The organism is Archangium sp. (genome assembly GCF_045802675.1).
Taxonomy (GTDB): Bacteria; Myxococcota; Myxococcia; order Myxococcales; family Myxococcaceae; genus Archangium.
On the sequence record NZ_JBJMQO010000149.1, the window covers coordinates 62658 to 77574 of the forward strand.

Here is a 14917-nt window from a genome sequence, read left to right on the forward strand (position 1 = left end):
CGATTCCCAGTTCCGATTCCGGGGGGCCCGATGGTTCCAGGCGAGATGACGGCAGAACAAATCGAGCAGCGGGTACGCTCGCTCGGGGAATGGTTCCACAACCTGGACCTCAAGGGTGTGCACACCGCTCCGACGCATTTCCTGGGCGACTTTCCCACCGTGTTCTGGCGGACCTTCCAGCACGCCTTTCCCCAGGACCTGACGGGCAAGTCGGTGTTGGACATTGGCTGCAACGGTGGCTTCTACAGCCTGGAGATGAAGCGCCGCGGTGCCTCGCGCGTGGTGGGCATCGACTGCGATGACCGCTACCTGGCGCAGGCCCGCTTCGCCTCCGAGGTGACGGGCCTGGACGTGGAACTGCACAAGATGGACATCTACGACGTGGGCTCGCTGCGCGAGCGGTTCGACGTCGTGCTGTTCATGGGCGTGCTCTACCACCTGCGCCACCCGCTGCTGGCATTGGACCTGCTCTACGAGAACGTGGTGAAGGACCAGCTCATCTTCCAGACGCTGGAGCGCGGCAGCGGACAGGTGGGCCAGTTCGCCCCGGACCATCCCATCACCGAGCGCGCCATCTTCGACCGGCCGGACTACCCGAAGATGCACTTCATCGAACACGAGTACGCGGGGGACTGGACCAACTGGTGGGCACCCAACCGCGCGTGCACCGAGGCCATGCTGCGCTCGGCGGGATTCGACATCCTCGAGCGGCCCTCGAGCGAGGTCTACCTCTGCCGGCGCGGCAAGCGCACCGGGAAGTGGGGGGCCGCCTATCCCGGCCGGAGCATCGGCACCACGACCCACCTCAACCCCACCGTCGAGCACCCGGAGACGATTCAATGATTGAAGCGGTGAAGCTGTGGAACGAGCCCAACAACATGTCCCACTGGGACTTTGGGATCGACAAGGACTGGAGCGTCTTCTCGCGCATGGTGCGCCTGGCCGGTGAGGCCGTGCGCGCGGAGAACCCGAAGCTCACCCGTGTCCTCGGCGGCATCTCTCCCATCGACCCGGCCTTCATCCGCCGCATGAAGGACCAGGGCGGGCTGGATGAGGTGGACGTGGTGGCGGTGCACGGCTTCCCGCTCGACTGGAACCACTGGCAGCTCCACGAGTGGCCCGAGCGCATCGCGGAAATCCGCGCGGCGACGCACCTGCCCGTCTGGGTGACGGAGGTGGGCGTCTCCACCTTCGGCGCCGAGGAGGTGCAGGAGTTCGGTCTGCGGCGCACCGCGGAGCTGCTGCTCGGCAAGGTGGACCGCGTCCACTGGTACAGCCTCTATGACTTGCCGAAGGCCTGGCCGGCGACCACGCGCCACCGCGAGACCGAGGGCTCATCGTACTACCGGCACTTCTACATGGGCCTGCTCAAGGAGGACGGCACGCCCAAGCGCGCCATGCGCCACTTCGCCGACTACACGCCGGAGATGGGCATCTGCCAGTGGTTCCACTTCGAGGACCACCGGCTGGAGGACGCGGTGAAGTGGCTCAAGAAGCTGGGCGTGAAGAAGCTGCGCACCGGCTTGAGCTGGGCGGACAGCCACCGGCCCAACCACGAGGCCTGGTTCGACAAGCAGATGAGCCTGCTCGAGGACTTCGACCTGACGCTCACCTACTGCTTCACCCCGGGCTCGCGCGGCGTGGCCGACCATCACACGAGCCCGCCCCAGGTCGTCGAGGAGTTCGCCGACTTCTGCGCGCGCATGACGCGCCGCTACGCGAAGTAGGCGTTGGGCGCCAGGCCGCGCAGCAGCGAGGTGTAGCGCTCCGCGGCCCGGCGCAGTCGCGTGGCCTCGGCCGGGACGAGCGCCTCCAGCGCCGAGGCCGCCATCAGGTGGTGGCCCAGCTGGAAGGCCAGGTAGCACGGCCGGTAGAAGGCCATCAGCGCCGCACTGACGGGGCGGCCACTGGCGCGCTCCACGTACTCGGCGAGGATGGCCTCTTCGGCCTCGTCGAAGCCGAGCTCCACGGCCGCGCCCACCACGTCCCAGGCCACGTCCTGGCAGCCAATCAAGTCATGGGCGTCGTGATGGTCCACCGCGTCCGTCTTGAGCAGCCGCCCGTCCTGGAGCACGAGCCACTCCCACGCGTGCGGCTTGTTGTCCGTCTCCACCGGGCGCACCTCGGCGGAGAGCCGCTCGAGGCGCGGGGCCCAGATGCCGAGCGCCTCGCCAAAGCCGTCCCCCAGCACCTGGGCCGAGTTGGAGCGCGCCATCTCCAGCAGCTGCGAGAGCGAGGCGCCCCGCCCGGGCTCCGCGAGGAAGCGCCGGGCCCGGAAGCCGAGGTACGCCCCCACACGCGCCACGAGCTCCGCGCGATCCACCCCCTGGGCCAGGGGCAGGGGCCTGGCGCCCTCGTGCCAGCGCTGCACCAGGAAGCCGTGCCGCAGCCCCTCGAGGTGTGGCGTGAGGCCCGCGTCCGAGAGCTGGCGGGCGCGTCCCAGGCGCCGCTCTCCGTACGCACCGAGGCCGGCGAACTTGAGGAGGAAGGTGCCGCGCTCGGCCAGCAGCAGGTACTTGCGCCGCTCCTGCTGCACGTGCACCGCGGGCCAGTCGCGCTCGTCCGGGAAGAGCCTGTGCCGCCACGCTCCGCCACTGAGGTCCACGAGCGGCCCGAAGGAGCCACCGGTGAGCTCCTCGGCCCACTCGGCGAGCGGCGCCGGGCGGTCCTCCCCCGGCTGGAGGAAGAGCGATTCGAAGTCGGCCGTGTACCTGCGCGCCCGGGCCCAGCGTGTCCGGTGCCGCTCGCTGGCCGCGGGCCCGAGCTCTCCCGCGTGACTCGGGAAGAAGAGCAACCGGTCCTCGGGGATGCCCCGGGCCTCGAGGAAGTCCGCCACCGCGCCGAAGGAGCTGCCCGACCTGCCGGGCCCCTCGTTCACGATGGCCACGTGCGACTCGCGGGCGCGTGACACCAACTCATTCTCGAGCCCGGGCCCGAGGCTGAGCGTGCGCTGGTAGGGGTGGCCTCCCGGCCGGACGGTGAAGGGGGGGGCGGTGGTGCCCGCGGCGGCGGAGACCACACACGCGAGCCCCGTGCCGATGCCGCGGATGCCAATCACCACGGGCGGGCGCGGCAGCAGCCGCAGCGAGTGCGCGGCCTCCAGGTACAGCTCCGGGTAGAGCGCGTACCAGGCGTAGCCCTCGGGCAGCTCGACCGTGACGCGCTCCGGCAATTCCAGACGCTCGAGCGCGTCGAACATCTCGTCGGGAAGCTGGCTGAGCCGCGCGTAGCCGCTCGACTGCGAGGTGCGCAGCGCGCGCGCGAGCGTCAGGGGCAGCTCGAGGAAGGCCACGCTCCGGGCGTCCCACTCGTCCCGGCGCCGCTCGGCGAAGTCCGCGTCGAGCAGACCCTGGGCGAGCTCGCCTGCTTCGATGAGCAGGGACACCAGCACCCCGTGCCGGTCGAGGCCTGGGGGCAGGGCCTCCATTTGACGCAAGCGCTTACGGAGTAGCGCGAGCACCTCGGCGGGCCGCACCTCGCGCTCATGGTCTCCGTGGACCAGCATGGCAGCGTCTCCCCCCTCCAGACCGCGGGTACTGTCGGGAAGATAGGGGTTCTCCACCAGAGGGCGCGGTGTCAGGCAGTGCGCGCCCGGTGTGCGGCCATCCAGACGGGCGCCCGGCTCCGGGTCGCCGGGTGGACAGTGGACGCCACAAGTCGCGAGCAGCCGCGAGCGGCGGGCGCACACTGCCGCCGGTCCTGTTGCCCTCGGGAGAAGCCATGTCTCGTCGCCCGCTCCATCGGCTGGTACCGCTCGCGCTCCTGGCCCTGGTGTCCTGCGCCGCCCCTCGCGCAGTGCCCCCCGCGCCGCCCCCGCCCCCCGCCGCGGTGCCTGAAGCCCGGCCCCCGCCGGTGACGCTGTCCGAGCTGGAGCGCCTCGAGCGGCTGGAACTGGTCTTCGACGTGCCGGGGCTCACGCGGCACCCGGACGATGTGACCATCGAGGCCCGCTTCACCGCGCCCTCCGGGAAGGTGATGACGGTGGGAGGCTTCGCCGCCAGCGGCGGCTTCCGCGTGCGCTTCACGCCGCTCGAGACGGGCGAGTACCGCTACGTCGTCCAGGCGGATGGGGGCGCCGGCCCGCGCGAGGTGTCCTCGGGAGGCTTCCGGGTGAAGCCGGGCGGGCGGCGGGGCTTCGTGCGCCGCGGCACCGAGTCCTCGCACCAGCTCGCGTGGGACGACGGCAAACCCTTTCTTCCGCTCGGGGAGAACCGCTTCAACCTCTACGACCCGGCGTGGAATTACAACAAGCTCCCGGCGCCCGAGTACGTGGCCTACATGGCCAGCCTCGGGATGAACACGCTGCGCATCTTCATCTTCACCGACTGCGAGCGCGAGGAGCCGCGGCCGGGGCCGCAGCCGGGATGTCTGGAGCCGCGGGTGGGGCGCTTCGATCCGGAGGTGGCGGCGCAGTACGACGCCATCCTGCAGGCGGCCGAGAAGAATGGCATCTACGTCATCCTCACGCTCTTCGCCGTCGGCTTCACCCCGGGCGAGACGTGGAAGAGCTGGGAGGACAATCCCTACAGCACCGCGCGCGGAGGCCCCGCCGCGACGCCCACCGAGTTCTTCGAGCGCGAGGACATTCGCAAGCTCGCGGAGCGCAAGCTGCGCTACGTGCTCGACCGCTATGGCTATTCACCCAACCTGCTCGCGGTGGACCTGCTCAACGAGCCCGAGTGGGATGGCAAGAATGGCGAGGAGACGTGGGTGCCCTGGGGCGAGCACATGGCGAAGGTGTGGCACGAGGCGGACCCGTACGGGCACCTCGTCACGCTGGGCTCGGTGGGGCTGCACTGGAACGAGGGCGGGGACGAGCGCCCCTGGTACGCGAGCCCGCAGGACGACCTCCTGCAGTGGCACCTCTACGGCAAGGAGTACTACGAGGTGCACGCGCTGGCGGCCGAGTTCTCGCGCAAGGTGGCCGAGAGCTGGGGCTACGGCAAGCCCGTGCTCTGCGGCGAGTTCGGCTACGGGGGCGATGACCCCAAGACGTTCGACCACACGCACGTGGGCATCTGGAGCGCGACGTTCTCGGGAGCGGGAGTGCTGGCGCACAGCGCGCCGCCCTTCACCGCGGACTCGGACGTGCTGATGACGCCCGAGCGGGGCCACCACTTCAAGGTGCTGTCGGAGTACCTGTCGAGGCTGAAGCTGTCGCCGCCCCTCCAGCCGCAGCTCCCTCCGCCCGCGACGCCCGAGGGCACCCGGACCTTCGTGCTCGGGCGCTCCGGTTATTGGGCGCTGTGGGTGCTGGGCGCGCAGAAGGGCTACGGCTCGCCGGTGAAGGGCGCCACCGTGCGGATGGGCGTGCCCTCGGGGAAGTACCGTGTCATGTGGTGGAACGACGTGACGGGCGAGCAGCTCGGCACCGAGGAGCTGACGGCGAAGCAGGAGGGACTCGTGCTCCGGCCGCCCGCCTTCGTGAGGCACGTGGCGGGAGTGCTGGAGTCCCTGCCGCCCGTGCCCTGAATCCCTCTCAGATGGCCGCGCCCGTGTCCAGGTGCTGCTTCTGGGCATCGCGCGGGTGGGCCGGGCGATCGGCCACGCCGCGGAAGTAGGCGATGGTTTCCCGCAGGCCGTCCTCGAGCGCCACCCTGGGCTCCCAGCCGAGCAGCGTGCGCGCGCGGGTGATGTCCGGCTGGCGCTGCTTGGGGTCGTCCTTGGGCAGCGGCTCGAAGGTGATGCGGCCGCCGCCTCCCATGGCCGCGCGCACCGCCTCGGCGAACTGGAGGATGGTCATCTCGCGCGGGTTGCCGATGTTCACCGGCTCCTCCACGTCCGAGAGCGCCAGCCGGACAATCCCGTCGATGAGATCCGACACGTAGCAGAACGAGCGCGTCTGGCCGCCATCGCCGAAGACGGTGAAGTCCTCGCCCCGCAGCGCCTGTCCCACGAAGGCGGGCACCACGCGCCCGTCCTCGAGGCGCATGCGCGGGCCGTAGGTGTTGAAGATGCGCACGATGCGGGTGCGCACCTGGTGCACGCGCCGGTACGCCGCCACGAGGGCCTCGCCGTAGCGCTTGGCCTCGTCGTAGCAGGAGCGCGGGCCGATGGAATTCACGTTGCCCCAGTAGTCCTCGCGCTGCGGGTGCACGAGCGGATCTCCATAGATTTCCGAGGTGGAGGCCTGGAGGAACACCGCGCCCTTGCGGTGCGCCAGCTTCAGCCCGTTCTCGGTGCCGAGCGAGCCCACGCGCAGTGTCTCGATGGGCAGCTGCGCGTAGTCGATGGGCGAGGCCGGCGAGGCCATGTTGAAGACGAAGTCCACCGGCCCGTTGAAGTCGAAGGGCTCGGTGATGTCGTGGTGCAGCGACATGAAGCGCTTGTTGGCCCGCGGTCCAGTGAGGTTGCGCTCATCTCCGGTGACGAAGTTGTCGACGCTGATGACCTCGAAGGCACCGTCCGCGAGCAGCCGCTCGCACAGATGGGACCCGAGGAAGCCCGCTCCTCCCAACACCACCGCTCGTCTGCCTTGGATTCGGTTCATACGCATAAGGGTGCGCCCGGTCGCGGAGCCGAGGGAGCCGCGGCCGATGACCGGACAGTCCCGCGTTGATTCCAGGACGTGCTGGGCGGCGCTCCCGTGTGACAGGCGGCAGCGGCGTCGTTCAGCGGTGCACCTCTTGCGTTCATGGTCCCATGGGCCGATGGCCTGGACGACAGGGGGGAGCACATTTCGCGTCCTCACACACCCAAGGCGGTAGCGGAGGCAACACGGATGGACGCGCGAACGTCGAACACGACGATGAAGGCCGCGGTGATCGCCGGGCCCAAGGGGGCTCGGGTCGAGAACGTGGCACGGCCCGACCCGGGGCCCAACACCCTGCGCGTGAAGCTCGAGGGCTGCGGGCTGTGCGGTTCCAACCTCCCCGTCTGGGAGGGGCGCGAGTGGTTCAAGTACCCCATGCAGCCCGGCGCTCCGGGCCACGAGGGCTGGGGCGTGGTGGACGCCGTGGGCAGCGGCGTCTCCGGCTTCAAGCCAGGCGACCGCGTGGCCACCCTGTCCTCGGCCGCCTATGCCGAATACGACGTGGTGAACACGGACTCGGCCGTGCTGCTGCCCCCCTCGCTCGCCGGCAAGCCCTTCCCCGGGGAGCCCCTGGGCTGCGTGATGAACATCTTCCGCCGCAGCGATATCCAACCCGGACAGACGGTGGCCATCATCGGCATCGGCTTCCTCGGGGCGCTGCTGACGCAGCTGGCGGCGAACGCGGGGGCGCGCGTCATCGCCATCAGCCGCAGGCCCTATGCGCTCGAGCTGGCCCGCGCGTACGGCGCCACCGAGTGCATCCCCATGGATGACCACCAGAAGATCATCGACCGCGTGAAGTCGCTCACCCACGGCGCCTTCTGCGAGCGCGTCATCGAGGTGGTGGGCGAGCAGTGGCCACTGGACCTGGCGGCCGAGCTCACGCGCGAGCGCGGCAAGCTCATCGTCGCGGGCTACCACCAGGACGGGCCGCGGCAGGTGAACATGTGGCTGTGGAACTGGCGCGGCCTGGACGTCATCAACGCCCACGAGAGAGATCCCAAGGTCTACGTCGAGGGCATCCGCCTGGCGGTGGACGCGGTGGCCGCCGGCAGGCTCAACCCCTTTCCGCTCTTCACCCACCGCTTCGGGTTGGACGAGCTCAACAAGGCCTTCGAGGCGATGCGCAGCCGCCCCGAGGGCTTCCTCAAGGCGCTCATCACGGTATGAACGGACAAACGATTGGAAAGAAGGCGCCCCGTCCGAGGCTCGGCTTCCTCGGCGTGGGATGGATTGGACGCAACCGCATGGAGGCCATCGTCCAGAGCGAGATGGCCCAGGTGGTGGGCGTCGCGGACCCGGTGCCCGCGGCGGCCGAGGAGGCGCGCAAGCTGGCGCCGGGCAGCGAGCGGGTGGACTCGCTCGACGCGCTGCTCGAGCTGGGGCTGGACGGAATCGTCATCGCCACGCCCAGTGCCTTCCACGCCGAGCAGTCCGTGCGGGCGCTGGAGCGCGGGGTGGCGGTGTTCTGCCAGAAGCCGCTGGGGCGCTCGGCCGAGGAGACACAGCGCGTGGTGGACGCCGCGAAGGCGGCGGACCGGCTGCTGGGCGTGGACCTCAGCTACCGCTTCACCACGGGCATGCGGCAGCTGCGCGAGCGTATTCACGGCGGCGCGCTGGGTGACATCTACGCGGTGAACCTCGTCTTCCACAACGCCTACGGGCCGGACAAGGCGTGGTTCTATGATCCGAAGCTCGCGGGCGGCGGGTGCGTGATGGACCTGGGCATCCACCTGGTCGACCTGGCCTTCTGGGTGCTGGGCTTCCCCGAGGTGCGCCGCGTGTCGAGCCAGCTCTTCGCCCAGGGCCGCACCCTGGGCAAGCGCGGCGAGGCCGTGGAGGACTACGCCGCCGCGCAGCTCGAGCTCTCCAGTGGCACGGCCGTGCAGCTCGCCTGCTCGTGGAAGCTGCCCGCGGGGTGCGATGCCGTGATCGAGGCCTCCTTCTATGGGACGAAGGGCGGCGCGGCGTTCCGCAACGTGAATGGCTCGTTCTACGACTTCACGGCGGACCTGTTCTGGGGCACGCGGCGCGAGCGCCTCGCGGATCCTCCGGATGCCTGGGGCGGCCGGGCCGCGGTGGATTGGGCCACGCGTCTGGCCCACGGCGCGCGGTTCGATCCGGAGTCCGAGCGGCTCGTCCAGGTGGCGGGCGCGTTGGATCGCATCTACGGCTGAGGCCGGGTCCGGAGCCGAGCCCTGTGGGGGTCACCCTCCGACGGGCTCGGCCTTCGGGCGCGCGATGAGGCCCGCGCGGTCGAGCAGGTTGCGCACGCGCAGGGTGAAGGCCACGTGCTCGGGGTTGCTCGCCGTCATGGGCTCGGGGGAGAGGACGAGCAGCCAGCCCAGCGCGCCCACCGGTTCAATCCGCACGGGCGCGGGCAGCGGCGGCAGCGAGCCCAGGCGGCGCGAGAGGTAGGTCAGCCAGCCCACCCGCACCTCTCCCTTCTCCTTTTGCACGAGGTCCACCATCTCGGTGGAACTGGCCATGGCGAAGTCGGGGTCCCACGCGGTGGCCATGCTGGTGAGCACCTCCGGCAGCACCGGAACGCGCAGCAGCCGTTCCCGCACCGCGCCTTGCCTGGGCGGCTCGAGCAGGCAAACGTTGGAACCACCCGAAGAGTATCCACCGCAAGTCATGGTGAGGTAGGTGGGCTCCTCCTTCGTGTTCCACACCATCTGGCTGAAGCCCAGCTTCTCGATGACCTTCTTGCCGACGTCCGCGCGGTTCCTGCCCTTCAGGAAGAACGTCTCCAATTCTCCCACCTCCGGACGGAGGGGCCAGCCCGGCAGCTCGCGGGGGAAGCCACGGCCCGCGTGGTACCAGTGGGTGAAGGACGGGTCGCACCGCGCCAGCATGTGAAAGTAGAGTTCTGCGCGCCGGGCACATTCCAGCGCCGTCTCCTTTCGAGGGCCCCAGTACGCCCCCACGTAATAGTCCTCGGGCTCTTCCTGCATGCGTGCTCCTTCTCTACTGCGCTCGCGTGTAGTGGACGGTGATGTTCCCCAAGTCGTTCCTTTTGAAGTACTTCCGAAGGAACTCCGCGACCTTGGCATCGGCGACATGCCAGGCCACCGGGTACCCCAAATCCCGGGCGGCCTCTGATTGTCTCTGGGCTTGTCTCATCATCTCCTTGAACTTGCCGGACTTCACGAACCAGGACTGGGGCGTGCCATCCGGGTTGAAGAAGGAGAGGTAGCCGGGGCCCTTGGCTTCCAGCAGTTCCACGCCGTTGAAGCCGTCGAACTCCAGTATCCCCACCATGTACACGTACCAGGCGGGGCGTCCCGTTATCTGCTCCTGGTAGTCCAGGGACTGCTTGGACTCGTTGGTGGGCTTCTTGTACGTCCACTGACCGGGCCCCCGTGGTGAAGCCTTCGGGGTGGGTTTGCCCACCTTGCCGCTCGCGCCGCCGCCCTTGCCCTGACCCTTGCCCGCCATGTGCAGGACGGAGAGGGCGTTGAGGTCCAGGCTCACGGCGGCGGCCGTCGTGCCTTCGGCCACCACCACGCCGCCCAGCACCAGCTCTCCCTCGGCCGTGAGTGAGAGCACCGGCAGCTCCGCTCCCAGTCCGCTGATGCCGCCCACCGCGGCCTGCGCGCCCCCGAGCAGCGCGAGCACGTGCGTGGACAGGCGCGCCGCCTCGCGTATCTGGTCCTCGTGGGACAGGGCGCCGTAGCGCGCGAAGTATTCGGGCGAGGAGGCGATGAGCAGCGCCAGCGTGGCGGGCAACTGCCCCAGGTCCTCCACGGTGCGGATGGGGTGGAGGATGGAACCGGCCAGCGCCACCGCCATCTCCGTCATGGCCTCCTGCGCCCCGTCGAGCGCGGCGTTGAGCGGGTCCCTTCCCAGGCTCAGCTCGGCCAGGGGCGGGCCCTCCGCGCGCCGCAGGGCCTCGGTGACCGGGAAGAGGACGCCCATGTGGGAGAAGTAGAAGTCACCTACCCGGAGCAGGCCCACCTTCCACTCGCCCTGCTCGAGCTCGAGGGCGCCCATGCGCTGGAGGGGCGTGCCGGTGAGCGCTGACACCAGATAGCCATCCGGGCGCATCATCACCAGGAAGCCGAAGCGCTCGGCACGCCACTTCAAATCGTCGTACTCCACGCGCTCGCCACCCGCGAGCACCTCGCGCAGCAGCCAGAACAGCAGCCTGCGCGGGGCGAAGCTTTGGGGTGTCGCGCGCGTCTTGGCCAGCTGGCCCAGCAGCTCACGCGCCTGCTCCGGGTAGAGCGCCGCGCCCGGCGGGTGACGGGCTTCCTCCGGCAGTCCGCTGGCCTCCTGCACCACCTGGAAGAGGTCCTCTGTCTGCTCGGGGAAACCGCCCGCGCTTCCTGCCTCCCCTGTCACGGGCGTGTCCACTGGCCGCCGGGCCTGGGCGGCATGGCGCCAGGAGGTGGCCCGTGAATGAAGCCCCACGCCGCCACTCAGGCTCCCGAGCGGAGGGCCCGTGGCGCACCCGCCCAGCGTCACCAGCGCCAGCACCGCCAGGAGCAACGAGCCGGCACCGTTCCTCGCGGAGGAAGGTCCCCCGTGCGCCCGCGTGGAATCCTGCTTCCTCATGAGCGGCCCCCTGGAAAGGCAACCAACCCAAAGGATTGCATTGTGCCCTGACGACCCATGAGGGTACAGCCCGCGGTCGCCGCCACCCGGCGGAGGCGGAGCTCGAGACGGAGGCGACATGCCCGAGGGACCACAAGAGACGGACGCCGCTCGGCGTCCACATGGGCGAAGTGGCGCGCGAGGCACGCAAGAAGGCGGAGTTGACGCAGGAGGACGTGGCCGGCCGCATCGGCCTCGCCACCGAGGTGTACGGCCGCTTCGAGCGCGGCGACATGCTCCCCAGCGTGCCCACGCTGGTGCGGCTGTGCCGCGTCCTGCGCCTGGATGCCAACGAGGTGCTGGGTTTCTCCTCCCAGCGGACGCCCAGGTGGATGGAGCAGTCCCCGCCAGAGAGCGAGGAGAAGCCCGCCGTGCGGCGTCTGCTGCGCACGCTGCGCCAGTTGAGCCCCCGGCAACTCTGGGCCCTGTCCATCATGGCCAGCACCCTGCTGAGGGACGACGAGACAGAGCGCTGAGCGGTACGCTCCGGGTGGGCGTCTCCTGGAGTCGCGGCTCTCGGGAGATGTTCGTACGAAGGCTCGAATGCCTGCCTTCTCTCCTCCGGGCGAGCGGCGTCTTCTTTGTCCGCACGTCCCGCTGACAGCCGCGTGTATTGCGGCGCACGCGGGGGGGAATCGGAAGGGAAGACGGACTGCGCGCGTTCAGGTCGCGACCATGCAGACACCTACCGTCTCCCGTGGAGCACTGTGGCGTGCGATGGGTTTCCTCCGTCCTCATCGGCGCGCGGTCCTCACCATCCTCGGCCTCGTCCTGACGTCCGCCGCCTTGAGCGCCATCGAGCCGCTCGTGCTCAAGCAGGTGTTCGATCAGCTCGGCTCGGGCGGTGCCCTGAAGGCGGTGCTCATCGCCGTGGCGGGGCTCGTGGGCATCGGCCTGGCGCGTGAGGGGCTCGGGGCCACGTCCAACTGGCTCACCTGGCGCACGCGTATCGCCGTGCACTTCTCCCTCAACGAGGCCACCGTCACCCGCCTCCACCGCCTCCCGCTCAGCTTCCATCGCGAGGAGGGCGTGGGCGCCATCATGACGAAGCTCGACCGGGGCATGCAGGGCTTCGTGGGCGCCATCACCGAGCTCGCCTTCAACGTCATCCCCGCGGCCACCTACCTCGTCCTCGCCGTGGTCATCATGTTCCGGCTCGACTGGCGCCTGGCGCTGCTCGCGCTCGCGTTCTCGCCCATCCCGGTCCTCATCGCCCGCAAGGCGGCGCCCTCGCAGACGCGGCGCGAGCAGACGCTCATGGACCGCTGGACGAAAATCTACGCCCGCTTCAACGAGGTCCTCTCGGGCATCGTGACGGTGAAGAGCTGCGCCATGGAGGAGCGCGAGAAGCAGCGCTTCCTGCAGGAGGTGCGCGAGGCCAACGAGGTCGTCACTCGCGGCGTGGCCTTCGACTCGGTCGTGGGCGCGGGCCAGAACATCACCGTGCTCGTGGCACGCGTGGCCTCCATCGGCTTTGGCGGCGTGCTCGTGCTGCGCGGGGAGATCACCGCCGGTACCCTGGTGGCGTTCCTCGGCTACATCGGCGGCCTCTTCGGTCCCGTCCAGGGCCTGAGCGGCGTGTACAAGACGCTGCGGACCGCCTCGGTGGCCATCAACCAGGTCTTCTCCATCCTCGACGCGCAGGACCATCTCGGTGACGCTCCGGACGCCGAGGAGGTCACCGGCATGCGCGGGGAGGTGGAGTTCGAGAACGTCCACTTCGCCTATCCGTCCTCGTCCGGCCCCAACAAGCCGCTCCTCAACGGCATCGACCTCCAGGTGAAGCAGGGCGAGACGATTGCCCTGGTGGGTCCGAGCGGCGCGGGCAAGACGACGCTGATGAGCCTGCTGTGCCGCTTCTACGACCCGAACGAGGGCGTGGTGCGAATCGACGGCAAGGACATCCGCTCGCTCAAGCAGATGTCGCTGCGGCGCCACGTCGGCGTGGTGCTGCAGGACAGCCTGCTCTTCAACGAGAGCGTGCGCAGCAACATCGCCTACGGGCGCCCCAACGCGAGCCAGGAGGAAATCGAGGCCGTGGCCCGCGCCGCGCACGCGCACGAGTTCATCATGCGCCTGCCCCAGGGCTACGACACCGTGGTGGGCGAGCGCGGCAACCGCCTGAGCGCGGGCGAGCGCCAGCGCATCTCCATCGCGCGCTCGCTGCTCAAGAATCCGCCCATCCTCATCCTCGACGAGCCCACCAGCGCGCTCGACGCGGAGAGCGAGGCGCTCGTGCAGGAGGCGCTCGGCAAGCTGATGAAGGGCCGCACCACCTTCGCCATCGCGCACCGTCTGTCCACGGTGGTGGACGCCGACCGCATCCTCGTCCTCAAGGGCGGGCAGATTGTCGAGCAGGGCAATCACTCGCAGCTGATGCGCCTCGATGGCTACTACGCCTCGCTCGTGCGCCGACAGACGCGCGGGCTGCTGCCCGAGCTGCCCTCGCTCCCCGAGCCGCGGCACCCGGCGTCCGCCGTGGCGTAGACAGCCCCGAGCCTCCGTGTTCGTCTCCAGGCCCTGTTCAGGGCGCACGTATGACCTGCGTACAGGGTCCTGCGGCGCTCTGTCCGGGGCCTTCGCGTTGCATACGCACGCGTGAACGTTGCGTGACATGCGAGGTTGTTTTTCGCGGCCGACGTTCGCGGTCGGTTCTGTCCGCTCTCGTTCCACCTGTATCTCGCGTCCTACGACCGCGGTCTGAGGGCCTGTGCACCCGGTGAGAGGCTGGGCTGACAGTGCGATGGACCCGCAGTGCTGGGGGTCCCGCTGGGCTGCGCGGTGCTTACTCTTCCCGCGGAACGAAGGGGCCGTCGCACATCGGGCTGGCTCCTCACCACGCAACCACGGACGCGCGGAGACGTAAGAGGGCGCGGGGCTGTCGGGAGGGAACATGAGGCGCAAGCAGGTACTCATCACCGGAGGCGCGGGCTTCATCGGTTCGCATCTCGCGGATGAGCTCATCGCGAATGGCTATCGCGTCAGGGCCTTGGACGCACTGCTCCCGCAGGTGCACGGCGAGAGCCGCACGCGCCCCGCGTACCTCCACCCGGAGGTGGAGCTCCTCGTCGGCGATGTCCGTGACCGCGAGGCGGTGCGCGACGCGCTCGAGGGCGTGGACGCCGTGTACCACTTCGCCGCGGCCGTGGGCGTGGGCCAGAGCATGTACGAGGTGGCGCACTACACGTCGGTGAACAACCTGGGCACCGCCGTGTTGATGGAAGCACTCATCGAGCGTCCGGTGCAGCGGCTCGTGGTCGCCTCCAGCATGAGCGTCTACGGCGAGGGACTCTTCCGCACTCCGGACGGGCGCCTGGTGCCCGGCACGGATCGCACCCTGGAGCAATTGCAATCCGGTGACTGGGAGCTGCGCGGCGCCCACGACGAAGTGCTCGCCGGTGGAGTGGATGCCGTCAGCCTGAACCTGGGTCTGGGCAACGGTCTTGGAAGAGTGGGTGTCGGGCTCACCGCAGGCCCCCAGGGCGAGGGTGACGAGCGACAGAGCAATGGTTTTTAGCAGGGACTTCATCGTGGCCTCCTGAAATTTGCAGGCCATCTATAGCATGTTCGGGGGACTTGGCTAGGGGCCCCTAGCGCACACGTCGTTCAACTAATACGGCTGCGTCGGGGCTTGCGTGCTGCCACGCACCTTGCACGCGAGCCATGTTCGGGTAGGCCCCCGCCTCGCCGACGCCGAAGAGGAAGCGGTAGGTCATGAGCGTGACGAAGCCGGTCGCACAACCGGTCAGGAGCGTGAACAACGACCAGCCGAGGACGATGCGAGTC

General features: G+C 69.5%; 12 protein-coding genes and 1 pseudogene. 8 read left to right on the forward strand and 5 right to left on the reverse strand.

All coding sequences use genetic code 11. The annotated features are described in order from the left end of the window. Positions 1–45 precede the first annotated feature (45 nt). Complete coding sequence (locus ACJ8AN_RS41585; protein ID WP_407761200.1) at positions 46–843, forward strand: TIGR04290 family methyltransferase; 798 nt, start codon at positions 46–48, stop codon at positions 841–843. Beyond that, the gene (locus tag ACJ8AN_RS41590) at positions 840–1727 is read left to right on the forward strand and encodes a beta-xylosidase (RefSeq protein ID WP_407761201.1); all 888 of its coding nucleotides are present in this window, start codon (positions 840–842) and stop codon (positions 1725–1727) included. The genes ACJ8AN_RS41585 and ACJ8AN_RS41590 overlap by 4 nt, the downstream gene beginning before the upstream one ends. On the opposite strand, the gene ACJ8AN_RS41595 is transcribed toward ACJ8AN_RS41590, so the two are convergent. Continuing rightward, a complete protein-coding gene (locus ACJ8AN_RS41595) occupies positions 1715–3505 on the reverse strand; it encodes a hypothetical protein (protein ID WP_407761202.1) in 1791 nt (596 codons plus the stop codon). The genes ACJ8AN_RS41590 and ACJ8AN_RS41595 overlap by 13 nt on opposite strands. 215 nt (positions 3506–3720) lie before the next feature. On the opposite strand from ACJ8AN_RS41595, the gene ACJ8AN_RS41600 reads away from it, so the two are divergent. Continuing rightward, a complete protein-coding gene (locus tag ACJ8AN_RS41600) occupies positions 3721–5472 on the forward strand; it encodes a cellulase family glycosylhydrolase (RefSeq protein ID WP_407761203.1) in 1752 nt (583 codons plus the stop codon). A gap of 7 nt (positions 5473–5479) precedes the next feature. Here ACJ8AN_RS41600 and ACJ8AN_RS41605 read toward each other — a convergent pair whose 3' ends face one another. Then, the gene (locus ACJ8AN_RS41605; RefSeq protein ID WP_407761204.1) at positions 5480–6490 is read right to left on the reverse strand and encodes a UDP-glucuronic acid decarboxylase family protein; all 1011 of its coding nucleotides are present in this window, start codon (positions 6488–6490) and stop codon (positions 5480–5482) included. 231 nt (positions 6491–6721) lie between these two features. Between ACJ8AN_RS41605 and ACJ8AN_RS41610 the strand changes: the two genes are divergently transcribed. After that, positions 6722–7702, forward strand: a complete 981-nt coding sequence (locus tag ACJ8AN_RS41610) for an MDR/zinc-dependent alcohol dehydrogenase-like family protein (protein ID WP_407761205.1) — start codon at positions 6722–6724, stop codon at positions 7700–7702. Then, entirely contained in the window at positions 7699–8709 is a 1011-nt protein-coding gene (locus ACJ8AN_RS41615; RefSeq protein ID WP_407761206.1) for a Gfo/Idh/MocA family protein, read from the forward strand. The genes ACJ8AN_RS41610 and ACJ8AN_RS41615 overlap by 4 nt, the downstream gene beginning before the upstream one ends. Before the next feature lie 30 nt (positions 8710–8739). Here the strand turns inward: ACJ8AN_RS41615 and ACJ8AN_RS41620 are convergent, their stop codons facing one another. Both ACJ8AN_RS41620 and ACJ8AN_RS41625 read right to left on the reverse strand, forming a co-directional pair. After that, positions 8740–9489 (reverse strand): Imm52 family immunity protein, encoded by a 750-nt coding sequence (locus ACJ8AN_RS41620; protein WP_407761207.1) that lies wholly within the window; start codon positions 9487–9489, stop codon positions 8740–8742. Positions 9490–9502: 13 nt separating this feature from the next. Further along, on the reverse strand, positions 9503–11092 hold the full coding sequence (locus ACJ8AN_RS41625) for a Tox-REase-5 domain-containing protein (protein ID WP_407761208.1): 1590 nt from the start codon (positions 11090–11092) through the stop codon (positions 9503–9505). 161 nt (positions 11093–11253) lie between these two features. Here ACJ8AN_RS41625 and ACJ8AN_RS41630 point away from each other — a divergent pair, with 161 nt between their 5' ends. The 3 genes from ACJ8AN_RS41630 (at position 11254) to ACJ8AN_RS41640 (ending at position 14648) form a co-directional block, all read left to right on the forward strand. Continuing rightward, positions 11254–11607, forward strand: coding sequence for a helix-turn-helix domain-containing protein (locus ACJ8AN_RS41630; RefSeq protein ID WP_407761209.1), 354 nt, complete (start codon positions 11254–11256; stop codon positions 11605–11607). Between the two features lie 241 nt (positions 11608–11848). Next, on the forward strand, positions 11849–13618 hold the full coding sequence (locus ACJ8AN_RS41635; protein ID WP_407761210.1) for an ABC transporter ATP-binding protein: 1770 nt from the start codon (positions 11849–11851) through the stop codon (positions 13616–13618). Positions 13619–14024: 406 nt separating this feature from the next. Beyond that, the gene (locus ACJ8AN_RS41640; RefSeq protein ID WP_407761211.1) at positions 14025–14648 is read left to right on the forward strand and encodes an NAD-dependent epimerase/dehydratase family protein; all 624 of its coding nucleotides are present in this window, start codon (positions 14025–14027) and stop codon (positions 14646–14648) included. A 73-nt stretch (positions 14649–14721) separates the two neighbouring features. On the opposite strand, the pseudogene ACJ8AN_RS41645 reads toward ACJ8AN_RS41640, so the two are convergent. Continuing rightward, positions 14722–14917 (reverse strand): annotated as a pseudogene (locus tag ACJ8AN_RS41645) (hypothetical protein); the annotation flags it as partial.